Raw genomic sequence first — 22208 nt, forward strand, 5'->3', positions numbered from 1 at the left:
CCCCTTTAAAATCCGATTATTGGCCTACTGAGCTGACAATCTTGATCTGTCTTTCGTCTGGTACCTCTTGGTAAGACATCACTCGCAATCCTGGAATGGTGTACTTAACAAAACGAGATAACACAGTGCGTAACATTCCTGACGTTAGCAATATCGAAGGTTCACCGGCCATTTCTTGGTTTTGATGCGCTTCATTTAATGATTGTTGAAGTCGCTCTGCAAGTCCTGGTTCTATTCCGGCCCCTTCGTCGCCTGCATTTTGCAGTGACTGATGCAACATCTGTTCCAACTCAGGCGCCAAGGTTATGACAGGGATTTCTGCTGACATACCAACCGCGTCTTGAACAATTAATCTGCGCAGGGAAATACGCACTGCGGCCGTTAGTACATCAGGATCTTGACTACGTGGGCCGTACTCAACTAAGGTTTGCACAATTGAGCGCATATCACGAATAGCAACGCCTTCATTCAATAAATTTTGTAATACTTTAACAATGACCGTCAGTGGCAAGGTATCTGGTACTAGCCCTTCAACTAACCGAGGGTGGCTCTTGGCAAGCATATCAAGGAGGTTTTGTACTTCTTCATGGCCAAGTAATAGCGCGGCACTGTTAGTCAATAATTGACTTATATGCGTTGCTACCACAGTCGCTGCATCAACCACCGTATAACCAAGCGATTGCGCTTCATCTTTTTGATCAGGTTTGATCCAAATGGCATCTAAACCAAAAGCAGGATCTTTTGTTTCAATCCCTTTGATTGGGCCAAATACTTGCCCAGGGTTTATCGCCAGCTCATCGCCATGCTTAAGCTCACCTTCACCCGTTGATACACCCATCATGGTGATTCTGTATGCATTAGGGTCAAGTTCTAAGTTATCGCGAATATGCACTGGTGGTACTAAAAACCCTAATTCTTGAGATAATTTTTTACGTACCCCTTTGATCCGATTTAACAGCTCGCCACCTTGTGATTGATCAACCAATGGAATTAAACGATAGCCAACTTCAAGACCAATTACATCCACTTGCTGAACATCATCCCAACCAAGTTCTTTTTGCTCTTGTTTATTTGCAACACCGGTGCCAGCAGGCCCACCATTTGCAGCTTCAGCTTCTTTCGCTGCCGCTTCTTTAAGTTTATTTTGCTGTACATAATAAGCGAGGTAACCCAGTAACGCCCCTAAGCTTAAAAATGCAAAATGTGGCATACCCGGCACTAAACCCATCACGATTAAAATACCTGAAGCGATAAATAATGATTTTTCATTACCGAGCTGTTTCTTGAATTGGTCGCCCATATTGAGCGATTCATTTTGACGGGTTACAACGATTGCAGTGCCAATTGATAATAGTAATGATGGTAATTGCGCAACTAAGCCATCACCAATGGTAAGCAAGGTATACACTTCCATAGCGTTGCCAAAGCTTAAATCATGCTGGATCATGCCAACAAATAAACCACCGACAATATTGATGATCAAAATGACGATACCGGCAATCGCATCGCCTTTTACAAACTTACTTGCCCCATCCATTGAGCCGTAGAAGTCGGCTTCGCGAGTGACTTCTTCACGACGGTCTCGCGCTTGCTCGGCACTGATAAAACCCGCATTTAAATCAGCATCAATGGCCATTTGTTTACCTGGCATCGCATCTAAGGTAAAGCGTGCTGATACTTCAGAGATCCGCCCTGCGCCTTTCGTGATTACCACAAAGTTAATGATGATCAAGATTAAAAATACAACAAGACCAACAGCATAATTACCTCCGATCACCACCGAGCCGAAAGCTTCAATTACTTTACCGGCGGAATCCCCGCCGTTGTGCCCTTCTAGCAATACTACCCGAGTACTGGCCACGTTAAGGGCTAAACGCATAATGGTGGCAATCAATAGCACGGCGGGGAACATCCCAAAGTCTACCGGTTTCATGGTGTATACGGTTACCAACAAAACCACTAGCGCTAAAGCTATATTAAACGAAAAAAGAATGTCGAGTAAAAATGGCGGTAACGGTAATATCACCATGCCCAGCGCAGCAAGCACCAGCAAAGGCGTACCAACGCCTTTCAAATACTCTTTTTTATCTTTGTTAAGTTGTTGTAATACAGCTTTAAATTCCATAATTCTACAATTTCAAAAAATTGACACTACACGGAATTTGCAATAACTATTCCAAGTTATTAATTAAGCTGATTTAGTATTTATAAGCATCTGGGATAGGTAACGTTTTATTTAATTTTGTTGGCCGTTTGCCGCGACCTTTTTGAAAACGTTTTAGCTGAAATACATAAGCTAAAACTTGTGCGACCGCGGTAAATAGTTGGTCAGGAATTTGCTCACCCACTTCGGCGGTATGATACAGTGCCCGTGTCAACATAGGGGATTCCACAATTGCGACCTCGTTACCAATGGCTATTTTTCTAATTTGCATCGCCATTTCGTCTACGCCTTTGGCAACCACAATCGGTGCGCCGGCACGCTCAGTATCGTACTTTAATGCCACAGAGTAATGAGTAGGGTTAGTAACAACGACATCGGCATCAGGCACATCCTGCATCATGCGGCGCTGCGACATTTGTCTTTGCGTTTGCCTGATACGGGCTTTTATTTGTGGGTCACCTTCAGAATTTTTATATTCATCTTTGACTTCTTGCAAAGTCATTTTTAATTCTTTGTGATGTTTATGGCTTTGGTATGGCGCATCAATGGCAGCAATAATGGTTAAGGTGCAGGTTAATCCTAAAAACATCCAAGCCAGTATTTCTAAAGCATGAATAATATTGCCTGGCGCACTTTCAACACTCAAATGGAGAATTTCATCAAAAAAAGTATTAATCAAAAATATGGCAAAGCCTGCAACTACGACAAATTTTAAAATCGATTTAACCAGCTCAACCCCCGCTTGAGGGCCTAGCATCCGTTTAATGCCTTTGGCTGGCGACATTTTGCTGGCTTTTGGTGCTGCTGCTTGCCAACTAAAGTTAAAGCCGCCGAGCAAAGTGTTGCCAATAAAAGCCGCCAGTACAATAATAAACACAAACATCGCCATCGGAAATAGCAACGCATCGGCAACAGTTCCCCATACCGAAAACATCTTGGTGGTATCGTACGTTTCATTGCGATTTAAGCTCAACATACGGCCCATAATATTATACAAACCCTTGCCAATTTCAGGTCCGTACATCAGCAAAGAGATAGCAGAAAAAATAAGTACAAACATGGTGCCTAGCTCTTTAGAGCGAGCTATTTGACCTTTCTTTTTCGACTCTTCAATTTTTTTTCCAGTGGGTTCTTCGGTTTTTTCTTGACCTGAATCTTCAGCCATCACTCTCTCCTAAGGGGAACAACCAACTAAAGTACACATTAACTCAACCATTTTTAGCCATTGAAATTCAAATTGAGTCACAAAGTTACCTAAGGTTGCCCATATAATCACCAGCCCTGCCACTAGAGTAAACGGAAAACCAATAGAAAAAATATTTAACTGCGGCGCTGCGCGGGTCATCACGCCAAACGACATATTAATCACCAGCATTGCAGTTAAAGGCGCCAAAGATAACACCAGTGCCGTAGTAAACATCCAGCCGCCCCATGTCACTATGTCCCAATAGTGATCCACCGCCCACCAATTACCATCTATCGGCAAAACGTCAAAACTGTGCACCACCATTTGGATCATCATTAAATGGCCATTAAATACAAAAAATAATAGCGTGGCTAGAATCAAATAAAACTGCCCCACAGCAGGCACACTCATACCATTGGAAGGATCAACAATGGAGGCAAAACCTAAACCAGTTTGCATCGCCAAAATTTGTCCAGCCAATACAAAAGTATTTAACATTAACAATGAAGCAAAACCAATAGCGACACCAATAAGCAGTTGTTGAATGACCACTAAAATCATTTCAAAGGAGAATAAGTTATTAAACGTGACAGGTGGTAACACGGGCACCACTAAAAAAGTAGTGACCACGGCAAGCCCCATTTTTATCCGCGTGGGCACAGTTTTAGCACCAATGCCTGCCATTACCATAATCATCGAGCTGATACGCACTAACGGCAGTAAAAAGTCACTCAGCCACTGGATGATGAGCGAAAAAGGGAACTCCATACTAGCCTGCAATCTCTGGGATAAGTATGATTAACCGTGTAAAAAAGTCCATCAACTCTTGGGTTAACCAATGGCCACCGACAATCAGCGCGCTGATGGTAATTAATAAGCGTGGTAAAAAACTGAGGGTTTGTTCATTAATTGAGGTTGCGGCCTGAAACACCGCCACCACTAAACCGACCAACAGGCCTGGTACTACAATCGCGGAGACTAACTTAATAACTAAGAATAAGGCATCGCTGAGTATATCAACAAAAATTTCCGGTTCCATGTTGCGCTCCTAGCCGTGCTTTACACAGTGTTGTATTGCCATATTAGGTACCCAAACCAAAGCTTTTCGCTAAAGTGCCCATGACTAAGCTCCAACCATCAACCAGTACAAACAACATAATTTTAAATGGTAACGACACTATCATCGGCGATAACATCATCATACCCATTGCCATTAATACCGACGCAACCACTAAGTCAACGATCAAAAATGGAATAAAAAACATAAAGCCGATAATAAACGCGGTTTGCAGTTCACTGGTTACAAAAGCAGGAATAAGCACGATTAATGGTGTCGCTTCAGGTGAGTCTAACTGATCATAACCTGCAATTTTAGCGAACGTTTCTAAGTCTTTAATACGCACTTGTGAAAGCATAAATGCCTTCATTGGCTCTTTGGCAAGCTCTAAGGCTTGAATCGATGTGACCTGCTCATTCAAGTACGGTTCAATCGCCTGCTCATTCACTTTTTGGTACACCGGCGCCATAATAAAAATACTTAAAAATAATGACATACCTAATAGTATTTGATTGGAAGGCGTTTGTTGCAAACCAATGGCTTGGCGTAAAATTGCCAACACCACGATGATCCGTGTAAATGAAGTCATCATGATCACCGCTGCGGGAATAAAACTGAGCGCAGTCATAATGGCGAGCACTTGCAGCGTTACCGAGTAATCTTGTGAACCATCAGGGTTGGTAGTAATACTCAACGCTTCGATACCTTCGGCGTTAACTGAAGGTATGAAAATCAGTGCAAAAAATAGCAGCAGCCACTTAATCATATTATTAGTTCTTTTTAGTGTGGTTAGTTTGTGGGTTTAAAAGCTTACCAAAGCGCTCTGCAAGAGCCGGCAACTCTTTTTCGCTCAACGGAGTTTCTAATTTATGCAGGTAGTTAATACTGTGTGGTGTAACACCAAGTAAGTGCTGACAATTATCAATTTCGATAACCATCAATCGCTCTCGTGTACTTAACGGTAAACTTCGTACCACTTTAAATTCATCTGTATTCGATAAATTAGGATTTAGTTTTTTAACCAAAAATGCCAGTACTACAATCAGTACTAGCACCATGATTAAAGACATCGCCATTGACAGTAAATCGCCCATCGGTGTCGCTGTGGGCAGCGCTGTGCTGGCTGCGGTAGATAAAAATAGCCAACTGTTCATCGCAATTTTTTGATCCGTTCAACTTGGCTGATCACGTCAGTCAGGCGGATACCAAATTTATCATTCACTACGACCACTTCACCGTGCGCTATCAATGTACCATTAACTAATACATCCAATGGTTCTCCTGCTACGCGATCAAGTTCAACCACCGATCCTTGGTTAAGCTGAAGTAAGTTACGAATATTGATTTTTGAACGTCCGACTTCCATGGAAATCGTAACGGGGATATCTAAAATTGTATCGAGTTTGCGTTTTTCTTCGCCACTCATTTCATGTCTAGTGTCACTTAACTCGTCAAGCTCAGTTACTTTGGCACCATCAGCACTATCTGTTCCTTCGGCTTCTGCCAATGCTGCGGCCCATTCGTCCATTGTATCTTGGTCATCACTCATACTATTAAACCTTTTTATTCTCTTACCAGTCTAAATCTACGCCTTCCGAAAGGTGTAGATCATCTTCTAGTTCTGCTAATTCCGCATCTGAATCAAGTTTTTTGCCGCCTTTAGTAAAGACATGCAGTTCCGATTTAACCGATTCAGGACGTTTAATTTTTTCACTAATTTGTAGCGCAACATTATCGCGAGAGCGACCCATTTTGGCTCTAAATGTTGGTAATTCTTCAACGAATACCGTGATATGCTCTGGCATTTCAACAGGGATAATATCCCCTGCTTTTAATTCCATTATTTGCGCTAAGCTTAAATCAACTTCGAGTAATTGTGTTGATATTTCAACTTCCACATCCATAATTTCATCACGGAGCGCTTTACTCCAACGTAAATCGGTGTCTTCTGTATCCGATTGCACACCCGCATCGAGCAATTCACGAATAGGTTCAAGCATTGAATATGGCAAGGCAATATGAAAATCACCACCGCCGCCGTCAAGTTCAATGTGGAATGAACTGATCACGACCACTTCGGTTGGACTAACAATATTTGCCATCGCAGGGTTTACTTCTGAATCAAGGTATTCAAAAGACACGTCCATAACTGGCGCCCATGCTTCTTTGTAATCTTCAAAGATTATTTTTAGCAGCATTTGCACGATACGTCGTTCGGTTGGCGTAAATTCGCGCCCTTCTATTTTCGCATGATAGCGACCATCACCACCGAAAAAGTTATCAACCAAAATAAACACTAACCGTGCTTCCATGGTGATTAAGCCGGTGCCTTTAAGCGGACGAAAACGCACCATATTAAGGCTGGTAGGAACAAATAAAGTGTGGATATACTCACCAAACTTTATCATTTGTACGCCATTGATAGAGACTTCAGCAGTACGGCGCATCATATTGAACAAGCTGATGCGCATGTGCCTTGCAAAGCGTTCGTTAACAATTTCCAAAGTCGGCATACGGCCACGAACAATACGATCTTGTGAAGAAAAATCGTATTGCAGCGTACTACCGCCATCATCACCGTCTTGTAAATCCTCCTCTTCGACTTCATCAACACCATGTAAGAGGGCATCGATTTCATCTTGGGATAATAAATCGCTCACGCTGACCCCTTATTGCATTACAAAGCCGGTAAACAACACCCGCTCGATTACTTTACTACCTTCTACGTCAGTTAACGCAGCTTGTACTTTATCAAGCGCTGCCACTCGTAGTGTTTCTTTTCCTTCACTGGTGCCGAGTTCATCGGCTGTCGTGGTTGAAAATACGCCAAGTAAGGTGCCTTCAATCAGTGGAATATGCTTTTTGGCAATTTCTTCATTGACATCACCACGTACCAACAATTGCACTTTAATTTGCACGATACGATCACGACTGGCGCCAGGGACATTAAAAATAAATGGTCGCGGCATAGCGACATACAAAGCACTGCCGACTTTTGCACCATCACCACTGGCAGTAGCGGGCTCTGATGCCGTAACTGATTCATCGGCAAGTGTTTCTGGTGCAGCATCAGAGCCTGACATCAAGAAAAACCAGGCTGCACCACCTATTACTAAAACGGCCGCTGCAATAATGATGATCCACTTCTTTTTATTTTTGCTACCGTCTTCAATTTCTAAATTTGCTTCTTCAGCCATGCCAATTTCCTTTATTCCTTGATAATAGCGATATTACGAGTGTCACTACACACCATCAAGTTATTTATTTTTATAGTCTTATAATAGCAGGTGTTAGGCATAGTAATCTATTGATGATGAAGATTGTTGCCCAGTTGCTCCTGATGGTTGCTGAGTTACGCTATCCTGCTGTTCATTTTGTTGCTGACTTGCCGATTGACCTTGGCCATTTTGCTGTCCATCGGCACCGTGTTCAGCTTGGCTATTTCCTTGCTGAATACTACTTTCGCCTAATTCAATACCTTGTTGTGCTAGTAATTCACGTAATCGGGGTAATGATTGCTCAAGCGCTTCTTTGGCTTGTTGATTTTGCACAACAAAATTAATGTGTGCTTGCTCGGCATCACTACGAATACGAATTTGCATGCTGCCCATTTCTGGTGGGTCTAGACGTATTTCAGCTTCTTTATTGTTGATACTTAATAAAGCGCTCACTCGTTCTTGTAATAACTTAGCCGCGTCACTTTTCACAATATTCAACGCTTGCAATACCGTAGGGTCAAGGTTTACTTGTTTGGTTGCTGATGTAGGACTCGCTTGTTGAGCGTGCATTACTTGCATATCAGCCAGTGCTTGTTGATAACTTTGCTCACTACCTTCAGAAACCACCGTTGCTGTAAGTGCCGTTGTCAGCCCTGTAATTTGTCCAAACAACTGATTAACACGAGTCAAAGAGTTATCTCGAACTTGGCTTTGCTCTGTTTTAATACTTTCAGCAAATTGATCGCTTTTTAAAACATTATCTTGCACTGCCAGTTTCACTTCTTGCTCTTTGCTCGCGACCTTTATAAATGTATCTTGTGCCACAGATACTTTATTATTTGTATCTGAAGTAGTGTTACGACTCGAGGTAGTCGCAGTGCTTGCTAAATTATCTGTCATTGACTGAACGGTCAATTGAGCTTTTGATTCAATCAGTTTTTCAGTACTCTCTGGCTGGGCTAATTCAGCAATAGCTGTATTGATCTGAGTTAATAAAGCCCCTTTGGGCTGCTCAGTGCTGACAAAATTTTGTAATTGCTGGCTTAATGCCTGTTTTTGCACAGGACTTAACAGCGAAATGTCTTTACTTAGTTGAGTTAGCTCTGCCGTGTTCATAGTCGCAACGGCCGTGCTAGGTTTTGCAACTTCTTTACTATTAAGCTCTACAAATTCAGCCAGCATTTGTTTTAAATCAGTTACGTTAGCCCTTGTGGCACCTTGCTCACGGATAGCATTTACTTGTGTTTGCAACTGTTGCCGTTGCTCTGGTGTTAAGTTAACTAATAATGGATCTGCATTTTTTTGTCCTGCCGGTTGTTCACTCAGCAATAACTTGGTGCTCTGATCTAACGCTGCATCATTAGGTTTTGTAGTATTTTCAATGTGTTGTGCAGCAGCGTGTGCTGATGGCGCAGTATTAACCGGTTTTGTATTGCCTGCCTCACCCGCCATTAAAGCGGTTTTTATAGCCGCAGCAGCCTCTGTTAGCGATGCGCTTGCATCCCCCTTAATCAAACTGCTCTGCTCTGCTGCTTGTGATGCATAAGCACTTGGCTTTATTTTTTCACCACTGCTGTCTGCAACAACCTCTTTAACTAATGCAGAGCCTGATAATACAGGAGATTGCTGAGCCAGTACTTTATTCAGCGGCATATCTTTTGTCAATTGTTCGTCTTTAGCTGGCTGTTTGTCTTTGACTGATTGCACGTCATCGATGATAGGTGTGACAGCGTCTCCACCAGCAGTATTCCCCTTGAGTTGCAACTGTTTATCAATGGCTTCTGCAACAACGGTTTTTTCTGTTAGCAGCGTCGCTTTTAGTTGCTTATCAACAGGCTCATCAGCCTCTAGTGGGGTGTCAATAATAGGGGTTACTTTGTCAATAGGACGCGGTGTTTTGAGCTCAATAAGTGTATCTGGGTCGATTGCTTCTTCTTGATAGCTACCAAATCGTGTTGTGAGTGCAGAATTTGTAGCTGACGTACTATTTACGCTGGTATCCATATTATTGGCTGCGGTGATCTGTGCGAGCATGGCATCACCGGAAATAGTCGCATCGCTTTCAGTGTCGGTTACTGTTTTTTCAGTTTTGCCCGCGACTACAACTACCTCGCTAGATGCGGCTGCAATGCTGCTATTAGGCTCTTTCACAGGGGATTCAACAGTATTACGCGCAGTTTGTAATTGACTAAAAAAATCAACACCTTGAGTGCTTTCATTATCTGTTGCTGCACTGCCTTTGGCACTGTCTTTTTTGTTTAACTGAACATCCTTATCAGTTGAGATAAACACTGAAAGATCACTAATAGCCATAATTCACCTAGATTAAAAGTGGCAATTTGCCGCCGCAAATTGCCAGAATAAATACTTCATGTATTAAATAAGCAAGTAATATGCCTAGGCTGATTAGAATAAATAAATAATCCAACTTAGCGCAATGAATTATAAACTGCGGTGTCTTTGGTAAAATTGATTTGCTGAAAATTCATCTAACATTTTCTGTTCATTCTTTTGTGCGATCACATTCGCTTTAAGCTGTTGTTTCTCTATTAATTTAGCAACCGCTTTGGCTTTTATTTGCTGTTTCAGCCATAAGCTTTGCCGTTGTGAAACAACCTGTTTAGCAGTACTCACGGTATTAGCTTGTTGACGAATGGCTTCTTCTATTTTGGCAATAAAAGCATGGTATTGACTAAACCCAGCACTACTTAAACCAGATTGTCCCTTCAAGTGTAATTGCTGAGTATACTCCAGCCTAAAGTTATTCAATCCCTGCAGCTTTTGTTGATTAACTTGCAAGTTTTGCTGCGCTTGCAAAAAATTCATCCGTAACGACTCTTCTTTATCGTTTTCTATTTTTAGCAATAAATCGAGCTTATTATTCGCCATTATGCTTGCCCTAATAATTGCGCGAGCCCTTGTAGGCCATCATCATAACTGATCACCTCTTTCATACCTTGTTGTAAAAAGGCATTCACTCTTGGCATCATATTGATTGCTTGATCAAGCATTTGGTCGGTGCCTTTTTGATAAGCCCCTAGCGTGATCATATCTTTATTTTGTTGGAACATTGAATACACTTGTTTTAGCACGCGGGCTTGCTGCATATGAGGCTCTGAAACAACTTGTGGCATCACCCGCGAAATCGATTTCTCTATGTCAATAGCAGGATAATGACCACTGTCTGCAAGCTCTCGTGATAACACGATATGACCGTCTAAAATGGCCCGCGCCGCATCGGCAATCGGATCTTGCATATCATCCCCTTCGCTAAGAACCGTAAAAAATGCCGTGATAGAGCCTTGTCCTTCGCCGCCATTACCAGCACGTTCCACCAGCGCAGGTAGTTTGGCAAATACTGAAGGCGGGTAGCCTTTGGTTGCTGGCGGCTCACCCACTGCTAGGGCTATTTCACGTTGTGCCATGGCATAACGCGTCACCGAATCAAGCAACAATAGAACATTTAAACCTTGATCGCGAAAATATTCTGCAATAGTCACGGCACTTTCACAGCCTTTTAAACGCATCAAAGGGGAAGCATCGGCAGGTGCAGCAACAACCACTGAACGTTTACGTCCTTCCACCCCTAATATTTCTTCGATAAATTCTTTTACTTCACGACCACGTTCACCTACAAGGCCAACCACGATAACATCTGCTTCGGAGCCGCGGGTCATCATGCCCAATAATACTGATTTACCCACACCAGATCCTGCAAATAAACCCATGCGCTGGCCTTGACCAACAGTGATCACTGAATTAATCGCGCGCACACCAACATCCATCGGTTGAGTGATTGGTCGTCGTGATAACGGGTTAATGGTGTTTTGCGCAAATTTTAAATAATGCTCAGCCTTGATTGCCCCAAGACCATCAAGTGGACGACCTAGCCCATCAACTACGCGGCCAAGTAAACACATGCCTACAGGCAATCCCGTGTCGTTCACTTGTGGGATCACCCGTGCGCCAGGCAGTACACCTGAAATATGATCGTTGGGCATTAAATACAATGTTTGATCGTTAAAGCCAACAATTTCGGCATCAACAAAACCATGCATAGTCTCAATTTTACATTGACTACCCACCGGCGCGCGTAATCCTTTCGCCTCTAAGGTTAACCCCACAACGCGGGTTAAAATTCCTGCCACTGCGGGTGTCGGCCGATGAATATGCTGTTGATACTGTTGTAAGCGTTCACTTAATGGACGAGGTTGAGAGCTCATTGCAAACCAAAAATAACGTTAGATACCACTACTATGCAAAAAGCTATCCAATGTTTCTTTGACGCGGGTTTTGATGGTCATATCAATGGATGATTGTGGGGTTTTCACTTGGCAGCCACCACGCTCTAACGTAGGCTCTGGTACCAATTGCCAGTGATTATCTGTCAACGCAGCGTCACCATAACTGTTTTTTACCAGCTCGATATCTTCAGGGTGTAAATGAATACGCACACTTTGCTGCTCGCTAGCTAATACATCAATACATTGCTTTAAGCTTTGCAAAACAATCTCTGGTGAGGTTTTGATTTCTTGGTAAACAAGCGCTTCAGTCAGCATAACGGTTAACTGAACTAGCTGCTTTTCAGCGTCATCATCCACTTTTGCAAGCGGTGCTGACAAGCTATCTAACAATGCTTTTAGACTAGTTAGCTGTTCTTCAATCAGTGGTTTTACATCTTCTTGGCCTTGTGTTTTGCCAAGCTCAATACCTTCTTTATAGCCGGCTTCTTTGCCTTCCCCGACGCCTTTTTCAAAGCCATCAATATAACCTTGTTCGTGGCCTTGTTTTAAGCCTTCTTCATAAGCATCTTGGCGAATGCGTTCCAGCTCTGCCATCGTTAACGAAGGCAGCTCTGGCTCTTCAGGCTCCAAATCTTCTGCGCTTTGTTCAAGCTCTTTACGATATAAATCCGCCAGTGGTGTGCCAAACGCCGTTGAGCGACCAGCAAATTTTCGGGTGTCTTGTGTGACATCTGGAATTGGCCAGTTTTCTAATAATTCATCAACCGCTTCACTAGCACGTAAAGGACGGCCTTGATATTTGATAGGTTTGGTCATGGTTTACAAGAACTCCTCACCACCACCACCACCAAGCATAATTTCACCTGAATCAGCGAGACGGCGTGCCGTAGATAAGATTTCTTTTTGCGCCGCTTCTACTTCACTAATACGCACCGGTGCCATCGCTTCAAGATCGTCAGCCAGTAATTCGGCGGCACGTTTTGACATATTGCTGAGAATTTTTTCTTTCAATGCATCATCAGTGCCTTTGATTGCTTTCATCAACACATCTTGCTGGACTTCGCGCAAGATAGCTTGAATACCACGATCGTCTACATCCATTAAGTTTTCAAATACAAACATCAGATCTTGAATCTGTTGCGACATTTCTTCGTCATGCTCACGGATTGAATCCATTAACTGACCTTCAATATTGGTATCAAGGTAGTTCATAATATCTGCCGCTGCTTTTAAGCCGCCCATTTTTGCAGCTTGCGCGCCAGCTTGTCCGGCAAATTGTTTTTCCATGATCTCGTTCAACTCTTGCAAGGCTGCTGGTTGCACTTCTTCAAGGTTGGCAATTCGCATGGTTAAATCTAAGCGTACTTTTTCAGGAAATTGCGCCAAAATTTCGGCCGATTGCTCAGGCTCTAGGTACGATAAAACAATGGTTTGAATTTGTGGATGCTCGTTGCGAATAATATTAGCAACTTGTTTTGAATCCATCCATTTTAGTGAATCAAGGCCTTTTGCCCCAGACCCCATCACAATTTGGTCAATTAAGCTTGCCGCTTTGTCTTCACCAAGTGCTGCGGTTAAGGCTTTTTTGATAAAGTCTTCCGATTGGAAACCAATCGTACTAAAGCTTTGTATTTGTTCTATAAACAAGTTATGAACAGCGCTTATTTTGGCTTGCGATAGATCATCTATCGCCGCCATTGCCATACCCACTTTTTGCACCTGTTTAGGTTCAAGGTGCTTGAGTATTTGCGCTGCATCTTCTTCTGATAAGCTAAGCAGTAAGATTGCGGCTTTATCTACACCGTCTAATTTATCAACATCAAACGCTACTGGCAGTTGTTTTTGTTCTTGATCAGTCATCTTCAGTTAACCACGCTTTCACAACTTGTGAGGAGAGTTCCGGTTCATTCGCGACCAAGGCGCGAACGGCTTTCAATAAGTCTTCATCGCCATGTAAGTCTGGTAACTGTAGTGTACCATCACTTGAGAAGCCAACCGAAGCAGAATCAAAATCTTTATTTAGCATATCTAGGGTGTTATCACCAATATCAACACCAGAGCTCAGGGCATCATCATCATATTCTTCAAGGGTGTCATCTGGGTAAATTAGGCGTTTCAGCATAGGTTTAACCACCGCCATAATCAGCACTATGATAACCAGCGCACCAAGTACTAAACGCACTACTTTCATAAACCAGTTTTGTTCCCATAACGGCACTTCAATTGCTAAGTCCATGGGTTCACGTACAAATGGCACTGTTACAACTTCTAAGGCATCACCACGTTGTAAGTCAAAGCCCACACCGCCTTGTAGTAAACGCCGAATATTTGACAAGGCTTCCACAGAACGCGGTGCCATGGTGGTTTCACCATTTTCACCTACTGTTGCCAGATAATCTACCGCCACCGACACACTAATACGGCGGATCACACCACTTTGCTGACGCTTATGGGAAATAGTGGTATCAAGTTCATAATTTCGCGTTGCTTCTTTGTGGCTGCGACTTGGTGATGACGCTGTGCCTGCACCACCTTGCCCTGCCACTTCAGGAATATTTGAGTCAAGAGGTGGTTGGTTAGTTAACGCACCAGGAATACCGATGGCTAAACCACCGATGTTGTTTTCTTCAAAGGTGGTCTCGCTGCGTACCGCGGGTAAATCAGGGTTGTAGCGTTTTTGGGTTTCTTCAATTGCACTAAAGTCCATACTTAAATCAACTTGTGCCGTGTAATTACCTAAGCCCAGTACAGGAATGAGGATGCTGTCTATTTTTTCTAAATATTCTTGTTCACGTTTACGTTCAACTTCGTATTCTTTACGTGAGCGTGAGGCTAATAGACTTTGTGAACCTGAGTTTAGTAGACGGCCGTTTTGATCTGTTACAGTCACTCGTGACGGCTCTAAGCCTTGCACTGCTGAGCCTATGATATCAACAATAGCGTCGACTTCTTCACTGCCGAGCATACGGCCATTTCTTAAGGTTAATACCACGGTGGCTGATGGTTTTTTCTCACGACGAGCAAATACATTTTCTTTTGGAATAGCTAACAAGACTTTGGCACGCGTGACATTTTGTAATTCTTCGATGGTACGAGCAAGTTGTTGCTCACGACCATGTTTTAGCCGCTCACGCTCTAAGCGTTGGCTAACACCAAAACCCATATCTTGCATAATAATATCAGTGCCAGAGCTGGGTGCTTGCTCAATACCCTCACGAGTCATCAGCAATTTAATATTTTGATATTCGCCCTCTGCAACAGATACCACATTACCATCAAGTTGATAATCTATCTTTTGTGCATCTAAAAAGTCGAGCGTTTGAATAAGCTCTTCCGTCGGCATTTTTCCAAGTGGCCGCATATCAGGCTGACGAGCCCAAATAATCACGAAGATTGCAATCGCTAAACAAATAGCTAACGCAATGACCAAAGTGACTTGACGCAATACATCAACGCCGTTTAATGCACTTAAATAGCCTGACTTTTGTTCTTGTTGATCGTCGTTATCAGTTTGGTCGATACCGCCGCCGGCCAAAGCAAGATCGGTTGATTGATTAGATTGCGCCACAATAATTCTCCACTACCCAGTTAAACAGGCATGTTCATGATTTCTTTATAGGCTTCTACAAGTTTGTTACGAACTTGCACAGTTGCTTCAAAGGCCACAGACGATTTTTGTGATGCGATCATCGCATCCGCTAATGACACATTGCGGTCGCCCATTTCTACCGCTGTTACTTTTTGTTTCGCATCAGCTTGAAGGCCATTAACGGTATTGAGTGCATCACTTAACAAATCACCAAATTGGGCGCTTGAAGTTGGCTGAGCCTGCGTTGGTAAGTTATTGGCTTGATTACTACGGCCAGCTTCGAGAGCCATAGATTGCATTTCTTGAAATAATGCGCTGTTTTGAATTTTCATAATTGTCTCTGACGATGCAGTTTACTAATAACTTAATAAAGCACAAACCGTGCCAACTAACAAATCACTAAATATCAATAAGTTGAATTGAATTTTGGTTGTCAGAGTTTTGACAAGTTTACGCCCAGCAAGGCTGAGCGTAAATTAAATAACAAAAGGAAAACAGAGTATTGAGGTTTAAGCAGGTAACGCAATTCCCAAATCGCGCATTTGTGCCAACTTATAGCGTAAAGTGCGCGGACTAATGCCAAGCGTCTCGGCAACATCCTTACGCTTACCTTGGCAGCGGTTAAGGGTTTCTAAAATAATACGGTGCTCTTTGTCTTTGAGCTCATCTTTATAGGTGCCAGAGTCTAAACTTGGCAGTTCGCCCAGTAACGGGTTGTGCTCTGTGGTCGCTTTAATCGCTGGCGCTTGCACGTCATAGTAAGCATCGTTAGTCGGCGAACTGCTTGTAGTTGAATTCATCGCGGCTAAATTTTCTGCTAAAGCGGTGGTTAATGGCGCCTGAGTTAAATTTTCAATAAAAATGGCGTGCTCATCAATCACATCACCATGGCGCAATATTAAGGCACGTTGGATCACATTATCAAGTTCACGTACATTGCCAGGCCAAGCATGCGCTAACAGCTTTTGCTCGGCTGCAGTACTCAATTGAGCGATTGGCTCTTTACTTTTATTTAGATGACGTTCAATTAAATGTTTTGCCAGTACAACAATATCACCAGGGCGCTGGCAAAGAGGTCGCCACATCAATGGAAATACATTTAAACGATAGTACAGGTCTTCTCTAAATTGATGATTAGCAACCGCGTCTTTTAAGTCACGGTTACTGGTTGCTAAAATTCGCACATCGAGTTTAATGGTTTTACGCCCGCCTAAGCGCTCAACTTCGCGCTCTTGTAACACTCGCAATAGTTTAGCTTGCAGCCCTAACTCCATCTCAGTGATTTCATCAAGTAAAATTGTGCCACCTTGCGCTTGCTCAAATTTACCCGGGCAAGCTTGAATAGCACCGGTAAACGCGCCTTTTTCGTAGCCAAATAAGGTGGCTTCAAGCATATTTTCAGGAATAGCCGCACAATTAATAGCGACAAATGGCTGCTCAGCTCGCTCCGATTTATCATGAATAAAGCGAGCGAGTACTTCCTTACCAGAACCGCTGGGGCCAAGCACCATCACACTGGCGTCGGATTTAGCAACACGGCTGGCAAGTTCCAGTAGTTGAATACTGCTTGGATCGGCGACAATCGGGCCATCGGTTTCTTTTTCAGGCTCTGGTAGATAGCGGCTGACCATATTAAGTAACACTTCGGGCGCAAACGGTTTCGCCATATAGTCAATTGCGCCTAACCGCATAGCCTCCACCGCATCATCAATAGTCGCATACGCTGTCATCATTAAAACGGGCAGATCAGGGTAGTTAAGATTAATGCTGCGTAGTAAATCAAGGCCACTCATCGCGCCCATTTGGACATCACTGACGACCAATGAAAATGACTCTTTTTTTAACAGCACCATTGCTTGCTCAGCGCTATCTGCTGCAACACAATCAATACCTGACATTTCTAACGTATCAATAAGGGCTTCACGAAGCCCTGCATCATCTTCGACAACTAAAATCGTGTTGTTCATAGTGCCTCCACTGATTTAGACTCTGCACAAATAGGCAACAATAAACTGAAACTTGCTCCCCCTTGGGCATTGTTCGTGACTTCAACACGTCCTTGATGCGCATTAGCCACAGAGCTGACCACAGCTAACCCCAAACCTGTGCCTTGGCTTCGTGTAGTAAAAAACGGTTCGAATAATTTGTCTGCTTGGCTTAAGTCAACACCAGGGCCATTATCGCTGACAGTAATACAAACTAGATCAGCGTCACTCACATTCCGCTGCGCACTTAATTGCACGAATGCATTACTGCCAATAACTTGAATACTATTATGAATAAGATTTTGAATGGCACTGGCAAGGGCCGTTTTATTGCCCATGATCTCGATGTCTGGTTCCGGTAAACTCACCTCAAGTTCACTATTATTAAGTGCCACCATGGCATCCGCACCGGCTTTCACTTCAGTTAATAACTGCTGCATTGATACACGCTCAACAACTTGTTGATCGCCGCTTTTAGCAAACAACAGCATATCGTTTACTTGAGTTTCGAGATCTCTTAATCGCGACATCAGTTTGGTATGAAAATTTCCTCGTGAACTCTCGGGCAAACGTTTCGATCCCAAATTTGCGGCGTATAGCATAGCGGCTGACAGCGGGGTACGTACTTGATGCGCAAGTGACGCCACCATTTTCCCAAGCGCGCTTAAACGCTGCATATGCGCAACTCGCGTTTGCAAACGGCGGGTTTCTGTCAAGTCTGTCATTAAGATTAATTGCCCAGGCTCAGGAGTTAATGCATTTATTTCTAACTTAATTAAGCGGCCATCTTTAAGTGATACTTCATGGCCATCATCTTGTTGGGGGCGAAACGAGCGTTGGATCACACTAAACCACTTCTCACCTTCAAGTGGTTCACCCAACATATCAATAGCGATTTGATTAGCTTTTGCGATCATCCCTCGACCATCAAGCACAACAACACCTGCTGGCATGGTATCCACTAAATGACTTAACCAACTCGCTTGTTGGCGTAATTCACTTAACTCACCAATGTACTCCTCTTGCAGCAGACATGGGTTATACTGAGTAGCTGTGATAAATTGTGGTTTTAAGACATGTGCTAAGGCCATAATGCATTCTCGTTTACGGGATCTAACTAGCTAAATGCACAAATTGTACCAATAATTTTTATCAACATTTTCAATTATTTAGCACATAAATAACGCGACAAAAAAATGACAAACTAAAATAAGCAAAGCAAGGAGACACTATGAGTTCAACAAATTTATGTCGCTGCCCTTGGCTCGATACCAGCAAAGATGACTACGTTGCCTATCATGACGATGAGTGGGGAATACCGGTTTATGATGATCAAACACTTTTTGAGTTTATTACCCTTGAATCAGCGCAAGCGGGGTTAAGTTGGTACACCATTTTAAAGAAACGTGATGGCTATCGTCGTGCATTTTTGAATTTTGATGTAGTAAAAGTCGCACAAATGAACGAGCACGATGTTGAACGCTTAATGCTGGATGAAGGGATCATTCGCAACCGCTTAAAAATAGCTGCCACCATTAATAACGCAAAGCGTTTTATTGAGATCCAACAAGAGTTTGGCAGCTTTAGTAACTATCAATGGCAATTTGTTGGCAATAAGCCATTAGTGAATAATTTAGAGCAACTCAGCGATTACCCCGCAATTACTGAAGCATCCACAGCTTTTGCCAAAGACTTGAAAAAACGTGGCTTTAAATTTTTAGGCCCAACCACAGTGTACGCCCATATGCAGGCCTGTGGTATGGTCAATGATCACAGCAATGACTGTTTTAGAAAAGCAGAAATTATTGAGAAATACTAGGTGTTAGAATCTAAAAGCTAGAGAATTCATGGCTAAAGGGGTTTATATTTTATCTGCTCATTTGCTCTCATTCACTTCTCTTTGTGCAAATTGGTTTTAAGAAATTATTCACAAAGAGGTCAAGAGACGCTGCGCTTTAGAGGTAAGAGCGCTAGGTGCTAGGATGCGCCCGTCCCTCGAAGCGCGATACTCGCAGCCCGTTGCCCTCGGTCTTTTGTCTTCTCATTCACTGCTCTTTGTGCAAAAAGTTTTTAGTGATTTATTCACTACAGCACACCCCGAATTAAAGATGGTGAGCGCGTCAGCAAGCTTAACGCCTATGGGTAATGAGGAGGCCCATTCTAAAGGTGTAATTTTACCATCGTGCTTGGTTAATTTCTGCCTAAAACCTACTACCTGACACCTAAAACCTGCTCTTAGCTGTTAATCTCGTGATAAGTTATATTTTTTCATTTTTTCAACTAAAGTGGTGCGGCGTACACCTAAAATTTCCGCGGCACGCGCGACTACGTAATCATAACGCTCAAGCGCTTGGGTGATCAGACTGATCTCAAGTTCAGCCAAATAATCTTTTAGCTCGATACCTTCGTCGGGTAAAAGATCTGCCGATGGCTGAATTGCTTCAACTTCTGGCTCATCGTCATAATCACTAAAGCCGGTACTGAAAATATCGTTAAACGCATCACGTTCCAGCAGCTCTTCTGGGTATTCGGGTTCGTAAGCATCGACTTCAATATAACGGTATTTAGCAGGCAGATCGGGAATATCAACCACTTTATCTGGCAGCATGATCACCATACGCTCAACTAAGTTAGCTAACTCGCGAATATTACCCGGCCACGTATGCTCTTTAAGACTATCAATTGCGCGCTCGGTAAATTTAGCGGTAGTACCACTTTGCTCACTAATACGGCGCATTAACTCTTTTAATAATAGTGGAATATCATCGGCGCGCTCTGCAAGCGATGGGTTTTCAATCGGGAAAACGTTGAGTCGATAATATAAATCTTCGCGGAAACTGCCCTGCTCTATCATCTGTTCAAGATCACGGTGCGTGGCTGCAATTACCCTAACATCAGCTTGAATAGCCTTAGTACCGCCCACTCGCTCATAGCTGCGCTCTTGTAACACGCGTAATAACTTTACTTGCATTTGTAGCGGCATATCGCCAATTTCATCTAAAAACAGCGTGCCTCCTTGCGCAAGTTCAAAGCGGCCTTTGCGCGCTGAAATAGCACCGGTAAACGCGCCTTTTTCATGGCCAAACAACTCACTTTCTAATAGCTCCGCAGGGATTGCCCCACAGTTAACGGGCACAAATGGCCCAGTATTACGTTTTGAAAGTAAATGGACATTACGGGCCACCACCTCCTTACCAGTACCTGATTCGCCTAAAATTAATACATTGGCGTCCGTTTTAGCAACTTGTTCAATTAAAAAACGTACATCTTTAACCGCTTCAGTTTCACCCACTAAGCCATCAAAGGTTTTATGCGGTTTATGATGTTTATGATCACTTGGTAGCATACGTTGATACTGTTGGCAATCATGCAGTAATTGAGTCGTTACATCATGGTTAAAAGGTTCACAGATAAGGCCAACTACATTGGCAATGCTCAACAGTGGTTTAAGGGTTTCACCAATTAATAGAAATGGTATTGTTGGATGGCGCTTGATCACGCTTTCATGATCTAAACTTTGCAATGCACCGAGGATCACCATACATGACTGCTTTTGGTATTTTTCACATTCTTGTTCAAGGCTTGCATCATCAAGCAGTTGCGCGGCCTCACCAATAAAGGTAAGCGCAGCATGTAAACCAATCGCACGATTATTATTATTGTCTAAGATCAAGATCATTATTTAGCGAACCACAGTTACTACAAGCTATTAATAATTTAAATTGTAAGCGAGTTTGGGAGGGATGCAAGCACTAAGCGGCAGTTTTTTGACAACCATGCCAAAAAATAGACGCTTAGCTAATTGCAAGTAATACTTAAGAATTACTGCTGTATCATTAATGTTAAAGCAAGCCTAAAATAGATTCAGCCGATTGGTTGGCTTGTCCACGCAGTGCAATTGACGCTTGTGCTAAAATGTCATTTGATACCTGCTGTGAAACCGCCTGCGCATAGTCTGTATCTTGAATACGACTTTGACTCGCTGCGATATTTACTTGCTGAGTCCCCAAGCCTTTAATGGTACTTGCCAAAGTATTTTGAAAAGCCCCTAATTCAGCTCGTTGTACATTAATTTCCTCGCTAGCCTGGCTACTAATATCAATTGCTGTTTGAGCACCTGCTTGAGTAGAAATATCAATTGTTGATATTACTGATGCAAAACTACCGTCCGAAGGAGTAATCGTTTGATTTGTATTCGCATCAGGGCCAACTTGAAACGACACCGACTGACCATCAAACAAAGGTTTTCCTGCAAAATTGGCATTTTCGAACGTCTCGGTTATTTGGCCTTGTAACTGCACCACTTCTTCTTGCAAAGCAGCACGGTCAGTATCATTTAATGCCCCATTCCCGGCTTGGATGGACAATTCACGAATACGCGAAACAGCATCATTCACACCCGATAAGTTTGATTCGGTCGCTTGCGAGTAAGAAATACCATCATAGGCATTATTCACCGCTTGACTATAACCGTTTTGCTGCGAAGTTAATCTATCGATTATTTGTAATGCAGCGGCATCATCCGCTGCAGAGTTTACTTTTTTACCCGTAGCAAGTTGCTCTGCAAGCTTGTTACTGGTTTGCTGTGTTTGGTTCAAAAAATTAGTTGCTGGTGATTGAATTTTCATAACAGGCTCCGACACGCTGATTGGTTAAATTGTAGCTTAATTTGCCAAATTTTGCACTTTGTACCATGGTTAAACTAAATTAACTTGGCACCGAGCTTGCTAGTCACCTTGTTAATAGTTAAATTACTGAGAAATGT

Annotated in this window: 21 protein-coding genes; 1 reads left to right on the forward strand and 20 read right to left on the reverse strand. The window is 42.9% G+C overall.

The window, feature by feature from the left end:
• Nucleotides 1-16 precede the first annotated feature (16 nt).
• The 18 genes from flhA to ENH88_RS03275 form a co-directional block, all read right to left on the reverse strand.
• Nucleotides 17-2125, reverse strand: a complete 2109-nt coding sequence (gene flhA / locus ENH88_RS03190) for a flagellar biosynthesis protein FlhA (protein ID WP_304179353.1) — start codon at nt 2123-2125, stop codon at nt 17-19.
• A 73-nt stretch (nt 2126-2198) separates the two neighbouring features.
• Nucleotides 2199-3329 (reverse strand): flagellar biosynthesis protein FlhB, encoded by a 1131-nt coding sequence (gene flhB, locus ENH88_RS03195; protein ID WP_304179355.1) that lies wholly within the window; start codon nt 3327-3329, stop codon nt 2199-2201.
• A gap of 9 nt (nt 3330-3338) precedes the next feature.
• Nucleotides 3339-4118 carry a flagellar biosynthetic protein FliR gene (gene fliR, locus ENH88_RS03200; RefSeq protein ID WP_304179357.1) on the reverse strand — a complete coding sequence of 260 codons (780 nt, stop codon included), beginning with the start codon at nt 4116-4118 and terminating at the stop codon, nt 3339-3341.
• Between the two features lies 1 nt (nt 4119).
• Complete coding sequence (fliQ, locus tag ENH88_RS03205; protein ID WP_304179359.1) at nt 4120-4389, reverse strand: flagellar biosynthesis protein FliQ; 270 nt, start codon at nt 4387-4389, stop codon at nt 4120-4122.
• 43 nt (nt 4390-4432) lie between these two features.
• Nucleotides 4433-5173, reverse strand: coding sequence for a flagellar type III secretion system pore protein FliP (gene fliP / locus ENH88_RS03210; RefSeq protein WP_304179362.1), 741 nt, complete (start codon nt 5171-5173; stop codon nt 4433-4435).
• Between the two features lie 4 nt (nt 5174-5177).
• Nucleotides 5178-5561, reverse strand: a complete 384-nt coding sequence (gene fliO, locus ENH88_RS03215) for a flagellar biosynthetic protein FliO (RefSeq protein ID WP_304179364.1) — start codon at nt 5559-5561, stop codon at nt 5178-5180.
• Nucleotides 5558-5956 (reverse strand): flagellar motor switch protein FliN, encoded by a 399-nt coding sequence (gene fliN / locus ENH88_RS03220; protein ID WP_192540946.1) that lies wholly within the window; start codon nt 5954-5956, stop codon nt 5558-5560. Before fliN ends, fliO begins: the two co-directional genes overlap by 4 nt.
• 22 nt (nt 5957-5978) lie before the next feature.
• Entirely contained in the window at nt 5979-7067 is a 1089-nt protein-coding gene (gene fliM, locus ENH88_RS03225; RefSeq protein ID WP_064666539.1) for a flagellar motor switch protein FliM, read from the reverse strand.
• A gap of 9 nt (nt 7068-7076) precedes the next feature.
• Nucleotides 7077-7604, reverse strand: a complete 528-nt coding sequence (fliL, locus tag ENH88_RS03230) for a flagellar basal body-associated protein FliL (RefSeq protein WP_304179366.1) — start codon at nt 7602-7604, stop codon at nt 7077-7079.
• Between the two features lie 93 nt (nt 7605-7697).
• Entirely contained in the window at nt 7698-9938 is a 2241-nt protein-coding gene (locus ENH88_RS03235; protein WP_304179368.1) for a flagellar hook-length control protein FliK, read from the reverse strand.
• Between the two features lie 129 nt (nt 9939-10067).
• Entirely contained in the window at nt 10068-10514 is a 447-nt protein-coding gene (fliJ, locus tag ENH88_RS03240; protein WP_304179370.1) for a flagellar export protein FliJ, read from the reverse strand.
• Nucleotides 10514-11848 carry a flagellar protein export ATPase FliI gene (gene fliI / locus ENH88_RS03245; protein WP_304179373.1) on the reverse strand — a complete coding sequence of 445 codons (1335 nt, stop codon included), beginning with the start codon at nt 11846-11848 and terminating at the stop codon, nt 10514-10516. Before fliI ends, fliJ begins: the two co-directional genes overlap by 1 nt.
• An 18-nt stretch (nt 11849-11866) precedes the next feature.
• Nucleotides 11867-12685 carry a flagellar assembly protein FliH gene (fliH, locus tag ENH88_RS03250; RefSeq protein ID WP_304179374.1) on the reverse strand — a complete coding sequence of 273 codons (819 nt, stop codon included), beginning with the start codon at nt 12683-12685 and terminating at the stop codon, nt 11867-11869.
• Between the two features lie 3 nt (nt 12686-12688).
• Nucleotides 12689-13729: a flagellar motor switch protein FliG gene (gene fliG / locus ENH88_RS03255; RefSeq protein WP_304179376.1), complete on the reverse strand. Its 1041-nt coding sequence runs from the start codon at nt 13727-13729 to the stop codon at nt 12689-12691.
• A complete protein-coding gene (fliF, locus tag ENH88_RS03260; protein ID WP_304179378.1) occupies nt 13722-15437 on the reverse strand; it encodes a flagellar basal-body MS-ring/collar protein FliF in 1716 nt (571 codons plus the stop codon). The genes fliG and fliF overlap by 8 nt, the downstream gene beginning before the upstream one ends.
• A gap of 20 nt (nt 15438-15457) precedes the next feature.
• The gene (gene fliE, locus ENH88_RS03265) at nt 15458-15790 is read right to left on the reverse strand and encodes a flagellar hook-basal body complex protein FliE (RefSeq protein WP_304179380.1); all 333 of its coding nucleotides are present in this window, start codon (nt 15788-15790) and stop codon (nt 15458-15460) included.
• A 177-nt stretch (nt 15791-15967) separates the two neighbouring features.
• Complete coding sequence (locus ENH88_RS03270; RefSeq protein WP_304179381.1) at nt 15968-17425, reverse strand: sigma-54-dependent transcriptional regulator; 1458 nt, start codon at nt 17423-17425, stop codon at nt 15968-15970.
• Nucleotides 17422-18534, reverse strand: a complete 1113-nt coding sequence (locus tag ENH88_RS03275; RefSeq protein ID WP_304179384.1) for a sensor histidine kinase — start codon at nt 18532-18534, stop codon at nt 17422-17424. Before ENH88_RS03275 ends, ENH88_RS03270 begins: the two co-directional genes overlap by 4 nt.
• Before the next feature lie 140 nt (nt 18535-18674).
• On the opposite strand from ENH88_RS03275, the gene ENH88_RS03280 reads away from it, so the two are divergent.
• Nucleotides 18675-19262, forward strand: a complete 588-nt coding sequence (locus ENH88_RS03280; RefSeq protein ID WP_304179386.1) for a DNA-3-methyladenine glycosylase I — start codon at nt 18675-18677, stop codon at nt 19260-19262.
• A gap of 423 nt (nt 19263-19685) precedes the next feature.
• On the opposite strand, the gene ENH88_RS03285 is transcribed toward ENH88_RS03280, so the two are convergent.
• Entirely contained in the window at nt 19686-21122 is a 1437-nt protein-coding gene (locus tag ENH88_RS03285) for a sigma-54 dependent transcriptional regulator (protein ID WP_304179388.1), read from the reverse strand.
• A gap of 163 nt (nt 21123-21285) precedes the next feature.
• Nucleotides 21286-22071: a flagellin gene (locus ENH88_RS03290; protein WP_304179390.1), complete on the reverse strand. Its 786-nt coding sequence runs from the start codon at nt 22069-22071 to the stop codon at nt 21286-21288.
• Between the last annotated feature and the right edge of the window lie 137 nt (nt 22072-22208).

It is taken from the genome of Pseudoalteromonas prydzensis, assembly GCF_011050055.1.
GTDB lineage: Bacteria > Pseudomonadota > Gammaproteobacteria > Enterobacterales > Alteromonadaceae > Pseudoalteromonas > Pseudoalteromonas prydzensis_A.